This window comes from Serratia sp. CY31944 (assembly GCF_052169175.1).
Lineage (GTDB): Bacteria > Pseudomonadota > Gammaproteobacteria > Enterobacterales > Enterobacteriaceae > Serratia > Serratia sarumanii.
The window spans coordinates 1-18,328 of sequence record NZ_JBJNLG010000028.1 but is presented as its reverse complement, the minus strand read 5'-3'; the positions used below and the strand labels follow the sequence as shown (position 1 = coordinate 18,328).

19 protein-coding genes are annotated in these 18,328 nt (G+C 61.1%); 14 read left to right on the top strand and 5 right to left on the bottom strand.

What is annotated here, in order from left to right; genetic code table 11:
- Nucleotides 1–47: 47 nt before the first annotated feature.
- Nucleotides 48–2,513 (bottom strand): glycerol-3-phosphate 1-O-acyltransferase PlsB, encoded by a 2,466-nt coding sequence (plsB, locus tag ACJ8IN_RS22735; protein WP_033649708.1) that lies wholly within the window; start codon nucleotides 2,511–2,513, stop codon nucleotides 48–50.
- 148 nt (nucleotides 2,514–2,661) lie between these two features.
- Here plsB and ACJ8IN_RS22730 point away from each other — a divergent pair, with 148 nt between their 5' ends.
- From ACJ8IN_RS22730 to ACJ8IN_RS22715, 4 genes are all read left to right on the top strand, one after another.
- Nucleotides 2,662–3,030 (top strand): diacylglycerol kinase, encoded by a 369-nt coding sequence (locus ACJ8IN_RS22730; protein ID WP_015379225.1) that lies wholly within the window; start codon nucleotides 2,662–2,664, stop codon nucleotides 3,028–3,030.
- Between the two features lie 102 nt (nucleotides 3,031–3,132).
- Entirely contained in the window at nucleotides 3,133–3,741 is a 609-nt protein-coding gene (gene lexA, locus ACJ8IN_RS22725; RefSeq protein ID WP_004936736.1) for a transcriptional repressor LexA, read from the top strand.
- A gap of 102 nt (nucleotides 3,742–3,843) precedes the next feature.
- Nucleotides 3,844–5,181, top strand: a complete 1,338-nt coding sequence (gene dinF, locus ACJ8IN_RS22720) for an MATE family efflux transporter DinF (RefSeq protein WP_060425035.1) — start codon at nucleotides 3,844–3,846, stop codon at nucleotides 5,179–5,181.
- A 315-nt stretch (nucleotides 5,182–5,496) separates the two neighbouring features.
- Nucleotides 5,497–5,706 carry a CsbD family protein gene (locus ACJ8IN_RS22715; RefSeq protein ID WP_060425033.1) on the top strand — a complete coding sequence of 70 codons (210 nt, stop codon included), beginning with the start codon at nucleotides 5,497–5,499 and terminating at the stop codon, nucleotides 5,704–5,706.
- 102 nt (nucleotides 5,707–5,808) lie between these two features.
- On the opposite strand, the gene zur is transcribed toward ACJ8IN_RS22715, so the two are convergent.
- Entirely contained in the window at nucleotides 5,809–6,321 is a 513-nt protein-coding gene (zur, locus tag ACJ8IN_RS22710; RefSeq protein ID WP_015379223.1) for a zinc uptake transcriptional repressor Zur, read from the bottom strand.
- Nucleotides 6,322–6,566: 245 nt separating this feature from the next.
- On the opposite strand from zur, the gene ACJ8IN_RS22705 reads away from it, so the two are divergent.
- The 3 genes from ACJ8IN_RS22705 (at nucleotide 6,567) to pspG (ending at nucleotide 8,636) form a co-directional block, all read left to right on the top strand.
- Nucleotides 6,567–7,139, top strand: coding sequence for a sugar O-acetyltransferase (locus ACJ8IN_RS22705; protein WP_033654715.1), 573 nt, complete (start codon nucleotides 6,567–6,569; stop codon nucleotides 7,137–7,139).
- A 110-nt stretch (nucleotides 7,140–7,249) separates the two neighbouring features.
- Nucleotides 7,250–8,260: a tRNA dihydrouridine(20/20a) synthase DusA gene (dusA, locus tag ACJ8IN_RS22700; RefSeq protein WP_033644410.1), complete on the top strand. Its 1,011-nt coding sequence runs from the start codon at nucleotides 7,250–7,252 to the stop codon at nucleotides 8,258–8,260.
- A gap of 157 nt (nucleotides 8,261–8,417) precedes the next feature.
- Entirely contained in the window at nucleotides 8,418–8,636 is a 219-nt protein-coding gene (gene pspG, locus ACJ8IN_RS22695; RefSeq protein WP_033654714.1) for an envelope stress response protein PspG, read from the top strand.
- A gap of 300 nt (nucleotides 8,637–8,936) precedes the next feature.
- Here the strand turns inward: pspG and ACJ8IN_RS22690 are convergent, their stop codons facing one another.
- A complete protein-coding gene (locus ACJ8IN_RS22690) occupies nucleotides 8,937–9,920 on the bottom strand; it encodes a quinone oxidoreductase (protein ID WP_033654713.1) in 984 nt (327 codons plus the stop codon).
- Nucleotides 9,921–10,087: 167 nt separating this feature from the next.
- Here ACJ8IN_RS22690 and dnaB point away from each other — a divergent pair, with 167 nt between their 5' ends.
- Nucleotides 10,088–11,512 (top strand): replicative DNA helicase, encoded by a 1,425-nt coding sequence (dnaB, locus tag ACJ8IN_RS22685; protein ID WP_025160134.1) that lies wholly within the window; start codon nucleotides 10,088–10,090, stop codon nucleotides 11,510–11,512.
- 17 nt (nucleotides 11,513–11,529) lie between these two features.
- Nucleotides 11,530–12,609 (top strand): alanine racemase, encoded by a 1,080-nt coding sequence (alr, locus tag ACJ8IN_RS22680; RefSeq protein WP_039569648.1) that lies wholly within the window; start codon nucleotides 11,530–11,532, stop codon nucleotides 12,607–12,609.
- A gap of 44 nt (nucleotides 12,610–12,653) precedes the next feature.
- Here the strand turns inward: alr and ACJ8IN_RS22675 are convergent, their stop codons facing one another.
- The gene (locus ACJ8IN_RS22675) at nucleotides 12,654–13,421 is read right to left on the bottom strand and encodes a transporter substrate-binding domain-containing protein (RefSeq protein WP_039569645.1); all 768 of its coding nucleotides are present in this window, start codon (nucleotides 13,419–13,421) and stop codon (nucleotides 12,654–12,656) included.
- A 215-nt stretch (nucleotides 13,422–13,636) separates the two neighbouring features.
- Between ACJ8IN_RS22675 and ACJ8IN_RS22670 the strand changes: the two genes are divergently transcribed.
- The 5 genes from ACJ8IN_RS22670 (at nucleotide 13,637) to maa (ending at nucleotide 16,989) form a co-directional block, all read left to right on the top strand.
- A complete protein-coding gene (locus tag ACJ8IN_RS22670) occupies nucleotides 13,637–14,104 on the top strand; it encodes an Lrp/AsnC family transcriptional regulator (RefSeq protein WP_004936775.1) in 468 nt (155 codons plus the stop codon).
- Between the two features lie 82 nt (nucleotides 14,105–14,186).
- Entirely contained in the window at nucleotides 14,187–15,380 is a 1,194-nt protein-coding gene (locus ACJ8IN_RS22665) for an amino acid aminotransferase (RefSeq protein ID WP_033636195.1), read from the top strand.
- Nucleotides 15,381–15,506: 126 nt separating this feature from the next.
- Nucleotides 15,507–15,923, top strand: a complete 417-nt coding sequence (locus tag ACJ8IN_RS22660) for a secondary thiamine-phosphate synthase enzyme YjbQ (RefSeq protein ID WP_004936779.1) — start codon at nucleotides 15,507–15,509, stop codon at nucleotides 15,921–15,923.
- Nucleotides 15,924–15,927: 4 nt separating this feature from the next.
- Nucleotides 15,928–16,281, top strand: coding sequence for an MmcQ/YjbR family DNA-binding protein (locus ACJ8IN_RS22655; protein ID WP_019453210.1), 354 nt, complete (start codon nucleotides 15,928–15,930; stop codon nucleotides 16,279–16,281).
- A gap of 150 nt (nucleotides 16,282–16,431) precedes the next feature.
- On the top strand, nucleotides 16,432–16,989 hold the full coding sequence (gene maa / locus ACJ8IN_RS22650; RefSeq protein WP_041036886.1) for a maltose O-acetyltransferase: 558 nt from the start codon (nucleotides 16,432–16,434) through the stop codon (nucleotides 16,987–16,989).
- Between the two features lie 30 nt (nucleotides 16,990–17,019).
- Here maa and ACJ8IN_RS22645 read toward each other — a convergent pair whose 3' ends face one another.
- Nucleotides 17,020–18,072 carry an NAD(P)-dependent alcohol dehydrogenase gene (locus tag ACJ8IN_RS22645; RefSeq protein WP_047570363.1) on the bottom strand — a complete coding sequence of 351 codons (1,053 nt, stop codon included), beginning with the start codon at nucleotides 18,070–18,072 and terminating at the stop codon, nucleotides 17,020–17,022.
- Nucleotides 18,073–18,328: the final 256 nt, after the last annotated feature.

Genomic DNA, 18,328 nt, shown 5'->3' with positions numbered 1-18,328 from the left:
AAAAAGGCACCCCGAGGGTGCCTTTTGTGTTTCCGCGCCGGGCGAAATCACTCGTCTTTCTCTTCTTCCGCATCGGATTGCGGCAGGGCGTTGGTCTCTTCCGGCATGTTGACGCTTTCGATGGTCAGCTTGATCTCCGGCGTGATCAGATCGCTCAGCATGTTGTACACCTCGAGGGTGTGCTCGCGGATCGCATCGCCGCTGTCGTTGATATAGCCTTCTTCGCGCAGCGTTGCCACCAGGGTGGAGAACACCGCCTTGTCGAAGAATTCCGGCGCGTTGATGCCGTGCAGCACCGACAGACGCTGCGCCATGATGCGGCTCTCTTTCTCCAGCGCGCCGCGGTTGATGCTCGGGTTGGCGCTGAGGATCGACATGGTGATGGCGTAGCGTTGCAGGGTTTCGCGCACCCCGGCGGCCAGCAGTTGCAGCGGGCGAATGCGCGCCGGGTTCAGCACCAGCTCGTCGCCTTTGTCGCAGATCAGCTGTTGACGGATCAGCTCGTCGATCACCGGCCGCAGCACCTCCGGCAGCTGTTCCTTGTCGTTATGCAGGAACAGCTCGGCTTTCAGCATCGGATAGATCATGCCGATTTGGCGCAGCAGCTCGGCGCGCGATACCCGGCGGTGATGCATCACGATGCTGGCGATCAGCGACGGCAGCACCAGCAGGTGGTGGATGTTGTTGCGGTAATAGGTCATCAGCACCGCCTGCTCGCGCGGCAGGATGATGATGTCGCCGATGCTGTCCTTCTCCACCTCGAACTTGTTCATGTTCAGCGCGTGATCCAGCAGCTCGTCCGGCGTTTGCGTCGGCACGGTGACGTCACGCGCGTAAGGCGCGTTGCGCATCAGCTGCAGGTAGCACTCGAGCTGTTCGATCAGCTGTTCGCGGGTCAGCGAACGCTGACGCGAGGCCAGCAGCGCGGTGGAACACAGGTTCATGGCGTTGGCCGCGGCGGCGTTGTTGATGCGCACCATGATCTGGCCGGCCAGATCGTTGACCGTCGGCGTCAGCCAGCTTGGGCGCTGGGCTTCGATCGGATCGATCGACTCGCGCCACTGCGGCACGTTCTGGTTGAGGTAAGCCGTCAACGGCAGCGGTTCGCCGAAGTTGACGTAACCCTGGCCCAGGTTGCGCAGCTTGCGCAGGCCGCGCAGCATCTGCGGCAGGCTCTCTTTTTCCTTGGTGGCGCCGCGCAGCTCTTTGGCATAGGTACCCACTTCCATCACGTGCTCGTAACCGATGTAAATCGGCACCAGCGTGATCGGACGGGTGCCGCCGCGCAGCATCGCCTGGATGGTCATCGAAAGGGTGCCGGTCTTCGGCTCCAGCAGGCGCCCGGTGCGGGAACGGCCGCCTTCCACGAAGTATTCCACCGAGTAACCGCGGGTGAACAGCTCGCCGAGGTATTCGCGGAACACCGTCGAGTACAGCTTGTTGCCCTTGAAGGTGCGGCGGATGAAGAAGGCGCCCAGGCGACGGAAGATCGGGCCGGCCGGCCAGAAGTTGAGGTTGATGCCGGCGGCGATGTGTGGCGGCACCAGGCCCTGGTGATACAGCACGTAGGACAGCAGCAGATAGTCCATGTGGCTGCGGTGGCAGGGCACGTAGACGATCTCGTGGCCGTCCTGCGCCAGCTGGCGCACGCGCTCGGCGTTGGTGACGTTGATGCCCTGATACAGCCGGTTCCAGGTCCAGCTCAGCACGCGGTCGGACAGGCGCACGGTTTCGTAGGAGAAATCGGCGGCGATCTCTTCCATCAGCGCGATGGCGTTTTGCTGGGCCTTCTCGTGTGAGATCTTCTTGCTGCGCGCTTCGTCCTCGACCGCTTTTTCGATCGCTTTGGACGCCAACAGCTTGTTAAACAGATCCTGACGGGCCGGCAGGCTCGGGCCCACCGCGGCCAGGCGCTGACGCGAGAAGTGCATGCGCGCCACGCGCGCCAGTTTCTGCGCGATGGTTTTATCCGTTCCGTGTTCGGTGGCCATGCGGCGCAGCGAAACGGTGTTGGAGAAACGCACGAAGCTGTCGCGGCCGAGCCACAGCACGGCGAAGAATTTCTGCACGCCGTTCAACAGACGTAGGTGCGGCGTACCGTGGCCTTCGCGGCCCGGCGAGCGGCCGAACATCACCGAAACCGGCAGCATCTGAATGTCGAGATCCGGATTGCTGCGATGCAGATCCAGATAGTCGTGGAACAGCTTTACCGACTCTTCTTTCGGGGTGTAATAGCGGAACACGCGCGGGCCGTCGTGAATGAACACGTAGCTCGGCAGCACGGTGCCGTCGATCTCCAGCGAGTTGAGCGGATCGGGCAGATCCTGCGCCAGGCACTGGGTGCGCAGCGTCAGCAAATCCGCCTTGGAATTGTAAGGTAAAACATACAAAATCGGCCGTGAGGGATCCAACCCTAGCTCGGTAACCGGATCTGAAGGGATGACCTTACTTCTTACCAACAATTTAAGTGGTAAATTCAATATTTTATAATAAATTTTACGCCAACCTGACATAACAACGTGAAGCCTCTTGTTAGCAATGCGCCGCAAGCATACCAGAAACCGGGTAGCAGATCTGTGGTGTTCGAAATCCGAGAGCCGTCAGCGCGGACTGTTCTAGACTCTTTTTATTATGACCGACCTCTGAGAAAGGCACGAAAACATGGCAAACCAAGCAACCGGCCTGACCCGCATCATCAAGGCCGCCGGCTATTCCTATAAAGGGCTTTCCGCCGCCTGGCAACACGAAGCGGCGTTCCGCCAGGAACTGGTGGTCACCCTCCTGGCTATCATACTGGCTGTCTGGCTGGATGTGGGTGCGATAGCGCGCATTTTATTGATCGGATCGGTAGCGCTGGTGATGATCGTCGAGATCCTGAACAGCGCGATCGAGGCGGTGGTGGATCGCATCGGCAGCGAACATCACGAGCTGTCCGGCCGGGCCAAGGACATGGGATCGGCGGCGGTGTCGCTGGCGATCGTGCTCGCGCTGTTCGTTTGGGGCACGGTCTTATGGCAGCACTTCGGCTGACGAAAAGCGCCTACTGACTGATTTTTATTTAATCTTCGGTTCCCAATCCGCGCTTACCTGTATATACTCACAGCAAGACTGTATAAACAAACAGGGGGCGGAATGAAAGCACTAACTACCAGACAGCAAGAGGTCTACGACCTGATTCGCGAGCACATTTCGCAAACGGGCATGCCGCCAACGCGTGCCGAGATCGCGATGCGTCTGGGGTTCCGTTCGCCTAACGCCGCCGAAGAACACCTGAAGGCGCTGGCACGCAAAGGCGTGATCGAAATCGTCTCCGGTGCCTCGCGCGGTATCCGCCTGCTGATGGAAGAAGAAGAGGGTCTGCCGCTGATCGGCCGCGTCGCCGCCGGCGAGCCGCTGCTGGCGCAGCAGCACATCGAAGGGCACTACCAGGTGGATCCTTCCCTGTTTAAACCGAGCGCCGATTTCCTGCTGCGGGTGAACGGCATGTCGATGCGCGACATCGGCATTCTGGATGGCGATCTGCTGGCGGTGCACAAAACGCAAGACGTGCGCAATGGCCAGGTCGTGGTGGCGCGCATCGAAGACGAAGTGACGGTCAAGCGCCTGAAAAAGCACGGCAACGTGGTTGAACTGCTGCCGGAGAACAACGAATTCCAACCGATCGTGGTCGATCTGCGTCAGCAGAATTTCACTATCGAAGGGCTGGCGGTCGGCGTGATCCGCAACGGCGACTGGATTTAATCGTCGCACCCTCAGTGCCGCCTCCTTGTATCAATCGCCCCTGTTCTGGGGCGTTTTTGTTTCTGACCTTGCCATTCGCCACCGCTACGGGAACGTCTCATCATGCGCTTGATTTCCGCCTTTACCAGCGACACCGATAAAGCTCTGTGGCGCCTGGCCCTGCCGATGATTTTCTCCAATATTACCGTGCCGCTGCTCGGGCTGGTGGACACCGCGGTGATCGGCCACCTCGACAGCCCGATCTATCTGGGGGGCGTGGCGATCGGCGCGGTGGCGACCAGCTTCCTGTTCATGCTGCTGTTGTTCCTGCGCATGAGCACCACCGGCCTGGCGGCGCAGGCGCTGGGGGCACAGAACCCGCAGGCGCTGGCGCGCGCCTTTATGCAACCGCTGCTGTTGGCGCTGCTGGCCGGAGCGGCGATCGTCCTGCTGCGCTATCCGCTGATCGAACTGGCGCTGCGGATCGTCGGTGGCGATGGCGAAGTGCTGGAACAGGCGCGGCGTTTTCTTGAGATCCGCTGGCTCAGCGCCCCGGCGGCGCTGGCCAATCTGGTGCTGCTGGGCTGGCTGCTCGGCGTGCAGTACGTGCGGGCACCGGTGATCCTGCTGATCGTCGGCAACCTGCTGAATATCGTACTGGATATCTGGCTGGTGATGGGCCTGGGCTGGAACGTGCGAGGGGCGGCGGCGGCCACCGCCATCGCCGAATACGCCACGCTGTTGCTCGGCCTGTGGCTGGCGTGGCGGGTGATGCGCCTGCGCGGTATTACCCTGCCGATGCTGCGCCAGGCCTGGCGCGGCGATCTGCGTCGCCTGCTGGCGCTCAACCGCGACATCATGCTGCGTTCACTGTTGCTGCAACTGTGCTTTGCGTCGCTGACCATTTTCGGCGCTCGCCTGGGGAGCGAGGTGGTGGCGGTCAATGCGGTATTGATGAATCTGCTGACGTTCACCGCCTATGCGCTCGACGGCTTCGCTTATGCGGTGGAGGCCCATTCAGGCCACGCCTACGGCGCCCGGGACGATAGCCAACTGCGTAAGGTGTGGCACGCGGCCTGCAGGCAGGCGGGGCTGGTCGCGTTGGCCTTCGGCCTGGCGTATGCCGTTACCGGCCAGCAGATCGTGGCGGCGTTGACCTCCTTGCCGGAGCTGCGTGCGTTGGCTGCCCATTATTTACCGTGGCAGGTCATTCTGCCGCTGGTCGGAGTGTGGTGCTATTTGCTGGACGGCATGTTTATCGGCGCCACGCGCGGTGCCGAGATGCGCAACAGCATGGCGGTGGCTGCGGCGGGATACGGTCTGGCGCTGTTCAGCGTACCGCTGCTTGGCAACCACGGGCTTTGGCTGGCGCTGGCGGTGTTTCTGACGTTGCGCGGCGTGGCACTGGGCTGGATTTGGCACCGCCACCAGGTGCGCGGCAGCTGGTTTACCGCACATTAACCCGGGCGTTCCGTTGGGATAATGGTTAGTTTTTCTTATGTTTTTTGTCATGTTTGCTTACATGTTTTCAGCCTAGTCCTGTTCGCGTTAGTTTGTTGTTTTCTGGCGTTTTTTGTTTTTATTTTGTCATTTAATGGTTTTTTATTCTGTGTTTTGGCTTTTTTATTTCCACGTTTAACTAGAATGAATCATGTGGCCGGTAAATGAAGGGGGACGGTGCTCCTTAAGGTGAAGGGAACATCAGTCAGAAAAATTTCTGGTTAACCCCGGCCGGCGACAGGGATCACTGATTCACCACAGGTTAACGGAGAGACTATGAATAAAGATCAAGCCGACGGTAACTGGAAGCAGCTGAAAGGCAAAGTGAAGGAAAAATGGGGCAAGCTGACCGATGACGATCTGACGGTCATCGAAGGGAGACGCGAACAGCTGGTCGGCAAAATCCAGGAGCGCTACGGTTACCAGAAAGAGGCGGCTGAGAAAGAGGTGAAAGCCTGGGAAGAACACACCAAACACCGCTGGTAATTTGCAGGGCCGCCATTGAAGGCGGCTTGCCCAGCGCAGGCCGGCGTCGCTCTCATCCTCTGGCGCCCCGGCCGCAGGTACAGGGAGGTACCTGACTTCGTCTTACTTCTTCTTGATGGCGATGCTGTGATCGTGTTCGGCGCAGTCATGCTTGCTGTCGCAAGCCTCAACCTCCACGCAGCCGGCGCACAGACCGTGCGCTTCTACCACGCTGTGCCGCAGCGCAAATCCGGCTTCCTGCGCCAGCTTCTGCAGCGTTTCCTCTACGCCTTCGGTGGTGCGTTCGGTCACCTGGCCACAGCGATCGCAGATAAACAGTGCGGACGTGTGCATCGGCTGTTCGAAATGGTGGCACAGCACGTAGCTGTTGGCGGATTCCACTCTATGGATAAACCCTTGCTCCAGCAGAAAATCCAGCGCGCGATAGACCGTCGGCGGCTTGGCCTGCGGTTCGGCGACGCGCAGCAGATCGAGCAGGTCATAAGCGCTGATTGCACCGGGTTGCTGAGTCATCAGACGCAGCACTTCCAGCCGCTGCGGCGTCAATCGCACATTGCGTTGCTGGCAGAGGCGTTCCGCCTGCGCCAGCAGCTTTTCCTGGGTGGTTGAGTTCATCGCAAATATCCCGGTACGTAAAAAAGCCGATTTTACCATGATTACGGCGAATCGCCGAGAGTTGCCCCCTTTTCCCCTGAGGATTGCGCAGGGAAAGGCGCGCAGAGTGCGCTAAAAGAGAGATGCATCACAACTTTTCCCCGCCGCAGGGCGACAAATCAACATTGCTGGTTTTAGCGCTGGAGAGCGGCGGGCGAGAGCGGTATAACGCGCTTCACCCGCGTGATGAGCAGGAGCCTTGTGCGATGACGGAAAGAGAGAAGCTGTTAAGCGGCCAGGTGTACAACAGCCGCGATGAAGAATTGATTGCTATGTACCATCGGGCCAGAGCGTTGACCAAAAGCCTGGGCGAGCTGGGTTCGCATCAGGCGGACGAGAAAAACCGTCTGCTCGGCGAACTGTTCGGCGCCTGGGGCGAGGCGAGCTGGATCGAAACGCCGTTCTGGTGCGACTACGGGCAACATGTCCGCATCGGCAAGAACTGTTTTATCAACGTCAATGCGGTGTTCCTCGACTGCAATACCATCACCATCGGCGACAACACGCTGATCGGCCCCAACGTGCAAATCTACACGCCGAGTCATCCGCTGAAGGCCGGTGAACGCTTTACCGGTGACCCGGCTTTCCCTTTCCGCACCTCGGCGCAGCCGGTGTCCATCGGCAGCAATGTGTGGATCGGCGGTAACGTGGTGATCTTGCCGGGCGTGACCATCGGCGACGGCACCACTATCGGCGCGGGCAGCATCGTGACCGGCGACATCCCGGCCAACGTGCTGGCGCTGGGGCAGCCGTGCCGGGTTATCCGCGCGTTGGAATAGGGCGCAGATAAGGCGGTTTTCCCAACGGCGCCGATTGTCGTTATAATAGCCGTTTGCGGCCGCGCGCCGTTCGTTGAACCCAGACAGACTCAGGTAGCCAGTAACTCAGCATGACGAAAGACAACCACGCCCCAACCTACGCCGCCAATCGTTTCTCCATCGCGCCGATGCTCGACTGGACCGATCGTCATTGCCGTTACTTCCACCGCCTGCTGACCAAGGAAACGCTGCTGTACACCGAAATGGTGACCACCGGCGCGATCATCCACGGCAAAGGCGACTACCTGGCCTACAGCGAAGAAGAGCATCCGGTGGCGCTGCAGCTGGGCGGCAGCGATCCGGCCGCGCTGGCGCACTGCGCCAAACTGGCGGAGCAGCGCGGTTACGACGAGATTAACCTCAACGTCGGCTGCCCGTCCGATCGCGTGCAAAACGGCATGTTCGGCGCCTGTTTGATGGGGCAGGCGGCGCTGGTCGCCGACTGCATCAAGGCGATGCGCGACGTGGTGTCGATCCCGGTGACGGTGAAGACCCGCATCGGCATCGACGATCAGGACAGCTACGCCTTCCTGTGCGACTTTATCGAGACCGTCGCCGGGCGCGGCGAGTGCGACATGTTCACCATTCACGCGCGCAAGGCCTGGCTCTCCGGCCTCAGCCCGAAAGAGAACCGCGAAGTGCCGCCGCTGGACTACCCGCGCGTTTATCAGCTGAAACGGGATTTCCCGGCGCTGACCATCGCCATCAACGGCGGGGTGAAAACGCTGGAGGAGGCGCGGCAGCACCTGCAGCATCTGGACGGCGTGATGATGGGGCGCGAGGCGTACCAGAATCCGGGCATCCTGGCGCGGGTCGACAGCGAACTGTTCGGCGCGCAGACCGCAGTGCCGGACAGCGTGGCGATCGTCGAAGCGCTGTATCCGTATATCGAGCGCGAGCTGTCCAACGGCACCTATCTCGGCCACATCACCCGCCACATCCTCGGTTTGTTCCAGGGCGTGCCGGGCGCGCGCCAGTGGCGTCGCCACCTGAGCGAGAACGCCCACAAGCCGGGCGCCGATGCGCGGGTGGTGGAGCAGGCGCTGGCGCTGGTGCGTCAGCCGCGTGTCGAAATGGCGTAGCCCACAAAAATTTTGACCAACAGTTAGTCTTTTTCGCCAGGCATTCGGCGCGTTGCCGGATGCCTGTCCCATCTTTTCAATTGGTTAGCCCTTCCGCCATTCTGGCACGCTTCTTGTAATCCATTCAGCAGATACGTTGAGTTGCAAAGGAGCAATCATGTTGGAAATTTTCTTTCTCATTGGCTTTGTGGTGATGCTGATGGTGACCGGCATCTCGCTGCTGGGGATCTTCGCTGCGCTGTTGGCGGCGGCGGCGTTCATGCTGGTGGGCGGGTTGTTCGCGGTGGTCATCAAGCTGCTGCCGTGGCTGATTTTGGCGGTGGTCGGGGTATGGATTTACCGCACGATGCAGAAACCGCAGGCCAGGCGTTACTGATTTTTTGCTGAATAATCAGACAGTCACACTGAAACTTGCACAATTTTTCGCACCGCGAATGCGGCAACGATCACAGCTTGGCAGTTTTCCCCGGCGATGTGGCACATAAAGCGTGTTTTTTGCCGAACGGGGCTGTTAGGATGTGGGTCGATGCAGTGATGCGACCGATTTCATCACCGTGAGAGACAACCAAAATTCGTGTTGCTGAAGCAACCCCCTGTCTCTGGCGGACTCTGCTCTACCCCTACAAAACGCAGTAACAGAAAGGGCTCCGCAAGGAGCCCTTTTCTTTTGCCGCTATCAGGGGATCAGCAGGCTGGAGCCGCTGGTGCTGCGGCTTTCCAGCACCTGGTGCGCCCGCTGGGCGTCGGCCAGCGCAAATTTCTGCTCGTCTCTCACCTCCACCCGAATGGCGCCGCTGCCGATCAGCGAGAACAGCTCGTTGCTGGCGTACTGTAGTTCGGCGCGGTTGGTGACGTAGCCGTTGAGGGAAGGGCGGGTGACGTACAGCGATCCTTTCTGGTTGAGCAGCGCCAGATCGACGCCGGTCACCGGGCCGGAGGCATTGCCGAAGCTGACCATCAGGCCGCGGCGTTTCAGGCTGTTGAGCGAGGCCTGCCAGGTGCTTTGCCCCACCGAATCGTACACTACGCCAACCTTCTCGCCGTGCGTCAGCTCGGCCACCCGCTGGGCGATATCCTCTTTGTGGTAGTTGATGGTGGCCCAGGCGCCGGCCTGTTTCGCCAGGGCGGCCTTCTCGTCGGAGCCGACGCTGCCGATCAGGCGCGCGCCCAGCGCTTTGGCCCATTGGCAGGCGATAAGGCCAACCCCGCCGGCGGCGGCATGGAACAGGAACACTTCTCCCGGCTGCACTTCGTGGGTTTGGCGCAACAGATAGTGCACCGTCAGCCCTTTGAGGAAAGAGGCGGCGCCCTGCTCAAAGCTGAGGTTGTGCGGCAGCAGCGCCACTTTTTCTTCCGGCACGTTGTGGATCTCGCTGTAGGCGCCGAGCGACGACTGCGCATACACCACCCGGTCGCCCGGTTTGATCGCGCTGACCCCGGCGCCGACCTTGACCACCACGCCGGCCGCCTCGGTGCCGAGGCCGCTCGGCAGGCTGGCCGGCGCGTACAGCCCGCTGCGCACATAGGTGTCGATGTAGTTGATGCCGATCGCCTTGTTCTCGATCTGCACTTCCCCGGCAGCCGGATCGAGCGGTGTAAAATCAACGTATTGCAAGACTTCCGGCCCGCCGGTGGCGGAGAATTGAATGCGCTTGGCCATATCGTTACCTCGTTGGAGTGTCTGATTTCACCCTATTCTTTTTAGTCTCGGAGATCCAGTTTGCCCGTGCGGGGTTCAATACCTTTTTTGCATCGGTTATGGCGCAAAAATCACGTATACTCTCGCGTCAGGATCCTTCATTCGCAACCGGATAAAGACTACGTTTCATGGCAGGAAAAAAACCAACCAACAAAACAAACGCGGACGAAACCAGAGAGCGTTCCAGAGATCGTCAGATGGAAGGGCTGAAGATGCCGCCGCACTCGCTGGAGGCCGAGCAGTCGGTGTTGGGCGGTTTGATGCTGGATAACGAGCGCTGGGACAACGTGGCGGAGCGCGTGGTCGCCAACGATTTCTTCAGCCGCCCGCACCGCCTGATCTTTACCGAGATGCAGCGTCTGCTGGAGATGAGCAAGCCTATCGACCTCATCACCCTGTCCGAATCGCTCGAACAAAAGGGCGAACTGGATTCGGTCGGCGGCTTCGCCTACCTGGCCGAGCTGTCGAAAAACACCCCGAGCGCCGCCAACATCGGCGCCTACGCCGACATCGTGCGCGAGCGCGCGGTGGTGCGCGAGATGATCTCGGTGGCTAACGAGATCGCCGACGCCGGCTACGATCCGCAGGGGCGCAGCAGCGAAGACCTGCTCGATCTGGCGGAATCCCGCGTCTTCCAAATCGCCGAGAACCGCGCCAGCAAAGACGAGGGCCCGAAGGGCATCGAGCGTATTCTGGAAGACACCGTGTCGCGCATTGAGCAGCTGTATCAGCAGCCGCACGATGGCGTGACCGGGGTCGATACCGGCTATCAAGACCTCAACAAGAAAACCGCGGGCATGCAAAAGTCCGATCTGATCATCGTCGCCGCCCGTCCTTCGATGGGGAAAACCACCTTCGCCATGAACCTGTGCGAAAACGCCGCGATGACCCAGGAAAAACCGGTGCTGATCTTCAGCCTGGAGATGCCCGGTGAGCAGATCATGATGCGTATGCTGGCGTCGCTGTCGCGCGTGGATCAGACGCGCATCCGTACCGGCCAGCTCGACGACGAGGACTGGGCGCGCATTTCCAGCACCATGGGTATCCTGCTGGAGAAGCGCAACATGTACATCGACGACTCCTCCGGCCTGACGCCGACCGAAGTGCGCTCGCGCGCGCGGCGCATTTTCCGCGAGCACGACGGGCTTAGCCTCATCATGATCGACTACCTGCAGCTGATGCGCGTGCCGGCCCTGTCCGACAACCGTACGCTGGAGATCGCCGAGATTTCGCGCTCGCTGAAGGCACTGGCGAAAGAGCTGCAGGTGCCGGTGGTGGCGCTGTCGCAGCTGAACCGAAGCCTGGAGCAGCGCGCCGATAAGCGCCCGGTCAACTCCGACCTGCGTGAGTCCGGCTCTATCGAGCAGGATGCCGACCTGATTATGTTCATCTATCGTGATGAGGTGTATCACGAGAACAGCGATCTGAAAGGGATCGCGGAAATTATTATCGGTAAGCAGCGTAACGGCCCGATCGGCACCGTGCGCCTTACCTTTAACGGCCAGTGGTCGCGTTTCGATAACTACGCGGGGCCACAATACGATGACGAATAATCAGCTAAGGAACTGAAATGAAAGCGGCAACCGCTGTAATCGACCGCCGCGCTCTGCGACATAATCTGCAACAGGTGCGCCGCCAGGCGCCGCAAAGCCGCCTGATTGCCGTTGTGAAAGCAAACGCTTATGGACATGGCCTGCTGGAAACAGCACACACCCTGCAAGACGCCGACTGCTACGGCGTGGCGCGCATCGGCGAGGCGCTGATGCTGCGCTCCGGCGGCATCGTCAAACCGATCCTGCTGCTGGAAGGCTTCTTCTGTGCCGAAGATCTGCCGGTGCTGGTGGCGAACAACATCGAAACCGCGGTACACAGCATCGAACAGCTCGAAGCGCTGGAGCAGGCCGAGCTGGCGCGCCCGGTGCCGGTGTGGATGAAGCTCGATACCGGCATGCATCGGCTGGGGGTGCGCCCCGAACAGGCGGAAGCGTTTTATCAGCGCCTGTGCGCCTGCCGCAACGTGGCGCAGCCGGTCAATATCATGAGCCACTTCAGCCGCGCCGATGAGCCGGAGTCCGACGCCACCCTGAAACAGATCGCCTGCTTCGAGCAGTTCGCGCGCGGCAAACCGGGCCAGCGCTCGGTCGCCGCGTCCGGCGGCACGCTGCTGTGGCCGGATGCCCACAATGAGTGGGTGCGTCCTGGCATCATTTTGTACGGCGTGTCGCCGCTGGATAACGGCAGCGGCGCCGAGCATGGGCTGCAGCCGGCGATGACGCTGAAGTCCAGCCTGATCGCGGTGCGCGAGCACAAGGCCGGCGAAGCGGTTGGCTACGGCGGCACCTGGGTAAGCCCGCGCGATACGCGGCTGGGCGTGGTAGCGATGGGGTACGGCGACGGCTACCCGCGCAGCGCGCCGACCGGTACGCCGATCCTGATCAACGGCCGCGAAGTGCCGATCGTCGGCCGGGTGTCGATGGACATGATTTCGGTCGATCTCGGGCCGGACGCCGCCGATAAGGTGGGGGATGAAGCGGTGCTGTGGGGCCAGGCGCTGCCGGTCGAGCGCATCGCCGCCTGCACCGGCATCAGCGCTTACGAACTGATCACCAAGCTCACGCAGCGCGTGGCGATGGAATACATCGGCGACTGATGCGCAGCAGGGGCCGACGCGCGTCGGCCCCGTTTCTCAGCGGGTTACTTCTTTACCGCCAACCACTTGTCGATAATCTTCTGATACTCGCCGGTCGCCTTGGCCAGGTGCAGCCACTGATCCACATACAGTTTCCAGCTCAAATCGTCGCGCGGCAGCATGTAAGCCTTCTCGCCGTACTGCATCGGTTTGCTCGGATTCACCGCGCACAGTTTCGGATAGCGCTTCTGCTGGTACAGCGCCTCGGAGGCGTCGGTGATCATCACGTCCGCCTTGCGGTCTACCAACTGCTGGAAAATGCTCATGTTGTCGTGCGTCAGCGTCAGCTTGGCCTTCGGCAGATAGGCGTGCACGAAGGCTTCGTTGGTGCCGCCCGCCGGCTCCAGCAGGCGCACCGACGGTTTGTTGATCTGCTCGAGAGTGCGGTATTTCTTCACGTCGGTGCAGCGCACCAGCGGGATTTTGCCGTCGGTATCCAGCTTGTCGGCGAAGAACACCTGTTTTTGTCGCTCCAGCGTGACAGAGATGCCGCCCATCGCGATATCGCACTTGCCGCCGACGAAGTCCGGCGTCAGGGTTTTCCAGCTGGTTTTCACCCACTTCACTTTGGCGCCCAGGCTCTTGGCCAGCGACTCCGCCATATCGATGTCGATGCCTTCATAGCCGCCGTCTTCCTTGAGGAAGGTATAGGGCTTGTAGTCGCCGGTGGTGCAGACTTCCAGGGTCTTTTGCTGCAGCACCTTGTCCAGGTGGGATTGCGCGCCGGCGCCGCCGGCGGCGAGCAGCAGCGCGAGAGGGAGTAGCTTTTTCATCTGGCGTCCTTTTTATACATTCGTGGTTTTATGCGTTACTTCGCCGTTAATTGTCGTTTACCTGCATGAGTTAGCCGTTTTTTATGCCGCTTACCGGCGAAAACGCCGGGCGTTGCTGCTGTACGCGATTTAAGCGCCAGGGTGTGACGTCGGCAACGGTAAAAAAACTGGTAGGCTGTAACGTCAACATTTATTAACACAGTTTACAGGTGGCTATGTACAACATTGACGATTTTGATATGAAAATCCTGACGCTGTTACAGGCCAACGGCCGTCTGACCAATCAGGAACTGAGCGAGCTGGTCGGGCTCTCCGCCTCCCAATGTTCGCGGCGGCGCATCAGCCTGGAGCAGGCGCAGCTGATCCGCGGCTACCACGCGCGGCTGGCGCCGGAGGCGGTCGGCCTGGGGCTGGTAGGGCTGATCGAAGTCAGCCTGATCACGCACGCGCAGGAGCAGATCGACAGCTTTCATCAGATGCTGGAGGAGGTGGATGCGATCCTTGACGCTTACAAGACCACCGGCGACGCCGATTACCTGCTGAAAGTGGCGGTGGCGGATCTGCCGGCGCTGAGCGAGTTCATCAGCCAGACGCTGTCGCCGCACAAAAGCGTGGCGCATATCAAAACGGCGGTGGTGCTCAATCGCATCAAGGAAAACGGTTTGTTGCCGGTGGCGAGATAAAGCTAAAACCGAATGCGGTTTTCCGTCTATATTAGGAACGTAACGCTGTGCCCAAACCACAATAAACCAGGAGAAAACCCCCGTGTTCCAGAACGTTGACGCCTATGCCGGCGATCCCATTCTGTCGCTGATGGAAAAATTCAAACAAGACCCGCGCGCGCACAAGGTGAACCTGAGTATCGGCCTGTACTACGATGCGCAGGGCATCATCCCGCAGATGCGGGCGGTCGCCGCGGCGCAAGCGCAGTTGAACAGCGTCGAGCACGGCGCCTCGGTATACCTGCCGATGGAAGGGCTGCAACCCTACCGTTCCGCCATCCAGCAGCTGCTGTTCGGCGCGCAGCACCCGATGCTGCAGCAGGGGCGCATCGCCACCATTCAGACCGTCGGCGGTTCCGGCGCGTTGAAAGTGGGCGCCGACTTCCTGAAAAGCTACTTCCCGGATTCGCAGGTGTGGGTCAGCGATCCCACCTGGGAAAACCACGTCGCCATCTTCAGCGGCGCCGGTTTCAAGGTGAATACCTACCCGTATTTCGACGGCGAAAGCCTGGGCGTGAAGTTCGACGCCATGCTCGCAGCGCTGAAACAGCTGCCGAAGCACAGCATCGCGCTGCTGCACCCGTGCTGCCACAACCCGACCGGTTCCGACCTGACCCCTGCCCAGTGGGATGAGGTGGTCAAGGTGATCGCCGAGCGTGAAATCATTCCGTTCCTCGACATCGCCTATCAGGGCTTCGGCGGCGGCATGGAGCAGGATGCCTACGCCATTCGCGCCATCGCGGCGGCCGGCCTGCCGTGCCTGGTGAGCAACTCGTTCTCGAAGATCTTCTCGCTGTACGGCGAGCGCGTCGGCGGCCTGTCGGTGGTGTGCGAAAGCGAAGAGGCGGCCGGGCGCGTGCTGGGCCAGCTGAAGGCCACCGTGCGCCGCAACTACTCGAGCCCGCCGAACTTCGGCGCGCAGCTGGTGGCCAAGGTGCTGAACGACGCCCAGCTGAAAACCCAGTGGCTGGACGAAGTGGAGAGCATGCGCACCCGCATTCTCGAGATGCGTCACGCGCTGGTGGACACCCTGAAGAGCGCGCTGCCGCAGCGCAACTTCGATTACCTGCTGGCGCAGCGCGGCATGTTCAGCTACACCGGCTTCAGCGCGGCGCAGGTCGATCGCCTGCGTGAAGAGTTTGGCGTCTACCTGATCCACAGCGGCCGCATGTGCGTGGCCGGCCTGAACCACAACAACGTGCGTCAGGTGGCCGAGGCGTTTGCCGCGGTGCAGTAACGCCTGTTAGTCTGAACGGACGTTCATCGGGGAGCGATAGCGATATCGCTCCTTTTTTATTGCCGGCGCGCCGCCGAAGTTGCCGCAAACCGGAGAGAGAATATACTGATTGAGGGGCGCTCACTCATGTGGCATCAGCAAACGCTAATCCTCAGCGCAAAAGCGCGTGGCTTTCATCTGGTTACCGACGAGATCGTCAACCAGTTAACCCACTTACACCGCCTGCAAACCGGCCTGCTGCATCTGTTGCTGCAGCATACCTCGGCCTCGCTGACGCTCAACGAGAACTGCGATCCCACGGTGCGAGCCGATATGGAGCAGCATTTCCTGCGTCAGGTGCCGGAAAACGCACCCTATCAGCATGACTACGAAGGGCCGGACGACATGCCGGCGCACATCAAATCCTCGCTGCTGGGCGCTTCCCTGACGCTGCCCGTCAGGCACGGGCGGCTGATGTTGGGCACATGGCAGGGCATCTGGCTGGGGGAGCACCGCATCCACGGCGGAGCACGCCGTATTGTGGCCACGTTACAGGGGGAATAACCCAATGAATAACAGTGCATTGCTGGAGTACTGCATGGCGAAGCCGGGCGCGGAACAAAGCGACCAGAACCAGTGGCAGGCCAGCCAGATCAAGGTGGGCGACGTGATGTTCGCCATGGTGTGCGAGGTCGAAGGGCGGCCGGCGCTGGCGGTCAAGTCCAGCCCGGAGCTGGCGGAAAGCCTGCGTGAACACCATCCGGAGATCGTCGCCTGTGACGGCCTGAACAAGGCGCACTGGAACACGGTGTTTCTTGACGGCAACCTGCCGAACTCGCAGTTTTACACGCTGATCGACAGTTCCTATCAGCTGGTGGTGGAAGGCCTGCCCGAACACGTGCGCCAGGAACTGCGCGCCTGATTGTCGGGCGGCGGCGCCGCCCGTTTTCTCCTGCTTTTTCATGTTAAAGCGTGATCGCGGTTTTAAGTTGGGAACGTTCCCTTTCTGTTGCCGGGCTAAAGCGGCTACGCTTGGGCATTCAAGAAACGCGGGTAAAATAAGGAGGCCGACATGGCCATCAGCGAAGAAAAGCGCAAGATGATCGCCGGGGAACTGTACGACGCCGGCGATGACCTGCTGCGCAGCGAACGTCGGCGCGCGCGCCAGCTGACGCATCGCTATAACCACTCCTCGCCGGAAGAGGGCGAGCTGCGCAAACAGTGGCTGGGCGAGCTGCTGGGCGGCTATCAGGGCGGCACCATCGAGCCGACCTTCCGCTGCGACTACGGCTATAACATCTATCTGGGCAAGAACTTCTACGCCAACTTCGACTGCGTGATCCTCGACGTGTGCGAGGTGCATATCGGCGACAACTGCCTGCTGGCGCCGGGCGTGCATATCTACACCGCGACCCATCCGCTGGACGCCGAGACCCGCGTCGGCGGGGCGGAGTTCGGCAAGCCGGTCAGGATTGGCGATAACGTGTGGATCGGCGGGCGCGCGGTGATCAATCCGGGGGTGACCATCGGCGACAATGCGGTCGTTGCCTCCGGCGCGGTGGTAACCAAAGACGTGCCGGCCAATTGCGTGGTGGGCGGCAACCCGGCCAGGATCATCAAGCAGCTATAAGAAACGGGCGCCGTTGGGCGCCCGCCGTCATCAGACCCGCAGCGAGTCGATATCCACCACGAAGCGGTACTTCACGTCGCTTTTCAGCATGCGCTCATAGGCTTCATTAATCTGCTGCATCGGGATCAGCTCGATATCCGACGTGATGCCGTGTTGGCCGCAGAAGTCCAGCATCTCTTGCGTTTCCGCGATGCCGCCGATCAGCGAACCGGCGATGCGGCGGCGCTTCATGATCAGATTGAACACCTGCGGCGACGGATGATCGTGCTCCGGCGCGCCGACCAGCGTCAGGGTGCCGTCGCGGCGCAGCAGGTTGAGGAACGGATTCAGATCGTGCTGGGCCGCTACCGTGTTGAGGATGAAGTCGAAGCTGTTGACGTGCTGCGCCATCTCCTCCGGGTTGCGCGAAATCACCACTTCATGAGCGCCAAGACGCTTGGCGTCTTCGATTTTCGACGGCGAGGTGGTGAACAGCACCACGTGCGCGCCCATCGCCCGCGCCAGTTTGACGCCCATGTGCCCCAGCCCGCCGAGCCCGACGATGCCGACCTTTTTGCCTGGCCCCGCGCCCCACTGGCGCAGCGGCGAATAGGTGGTGATGCCGGCGCACAGCAGCGGCGCGACCCCGGCCGGATCGAGATTCTCCGGCACGCGCAGCACGAAGTCCTGATCTACCACCAGATCGGTGGAGTAGCCGCCGTAGGTCACGGCGCCGGTCTGGCGATCCTGACCGTTATAGGTGCCGGTGAAGCCGTTCTCGCAATACTGCTCCAGCCCCTCATCGCAGCTCGGGCAGCTGCGGCAGGAATCTACCATGCACCCGACGCCGACCAGATCGCCGACCCGGTAACGCGAGACGTGGCCGCCGACGGCGCTAACGCGGCCGACGATTTCGTGGCCTGGCACCACCGGGTAAATGGTATTGCTCCATTCATTGCGCGCCTGGTGCAGATCCGAGTGGCAGACGCCGCAGAACAACACCTGAATTTGCACATCGTGCTCGCGCAGGGCGCGCGGCTGGTAATCGAAAGGCACCAGCGCAGACTTCGCGTCATGCGCGGCATAGGCATGGGTAATGTTCATGGTCGCTCCAGTTATCAATGTATGGGGGACAACGCTTGGCCGGCAGCGAGTGCCGGTGAGACGCGGCCTGAGTCAGACAGGGCGGCCGCCGAGGGAACATTGATGATAAAAGCGGTGAGCGCGGAGGGAAATGCCTGAAAATGTCGAAATCTTGCCTGTTTCTGTTTGATTGCAGCGAAACGGGCCGGGGGGGGGGGGGGGGGGGGGGGGGGGGGGGGGGGGGGGGGGGGGGGGGGGGGGGGGGGGGGGGGGGGGG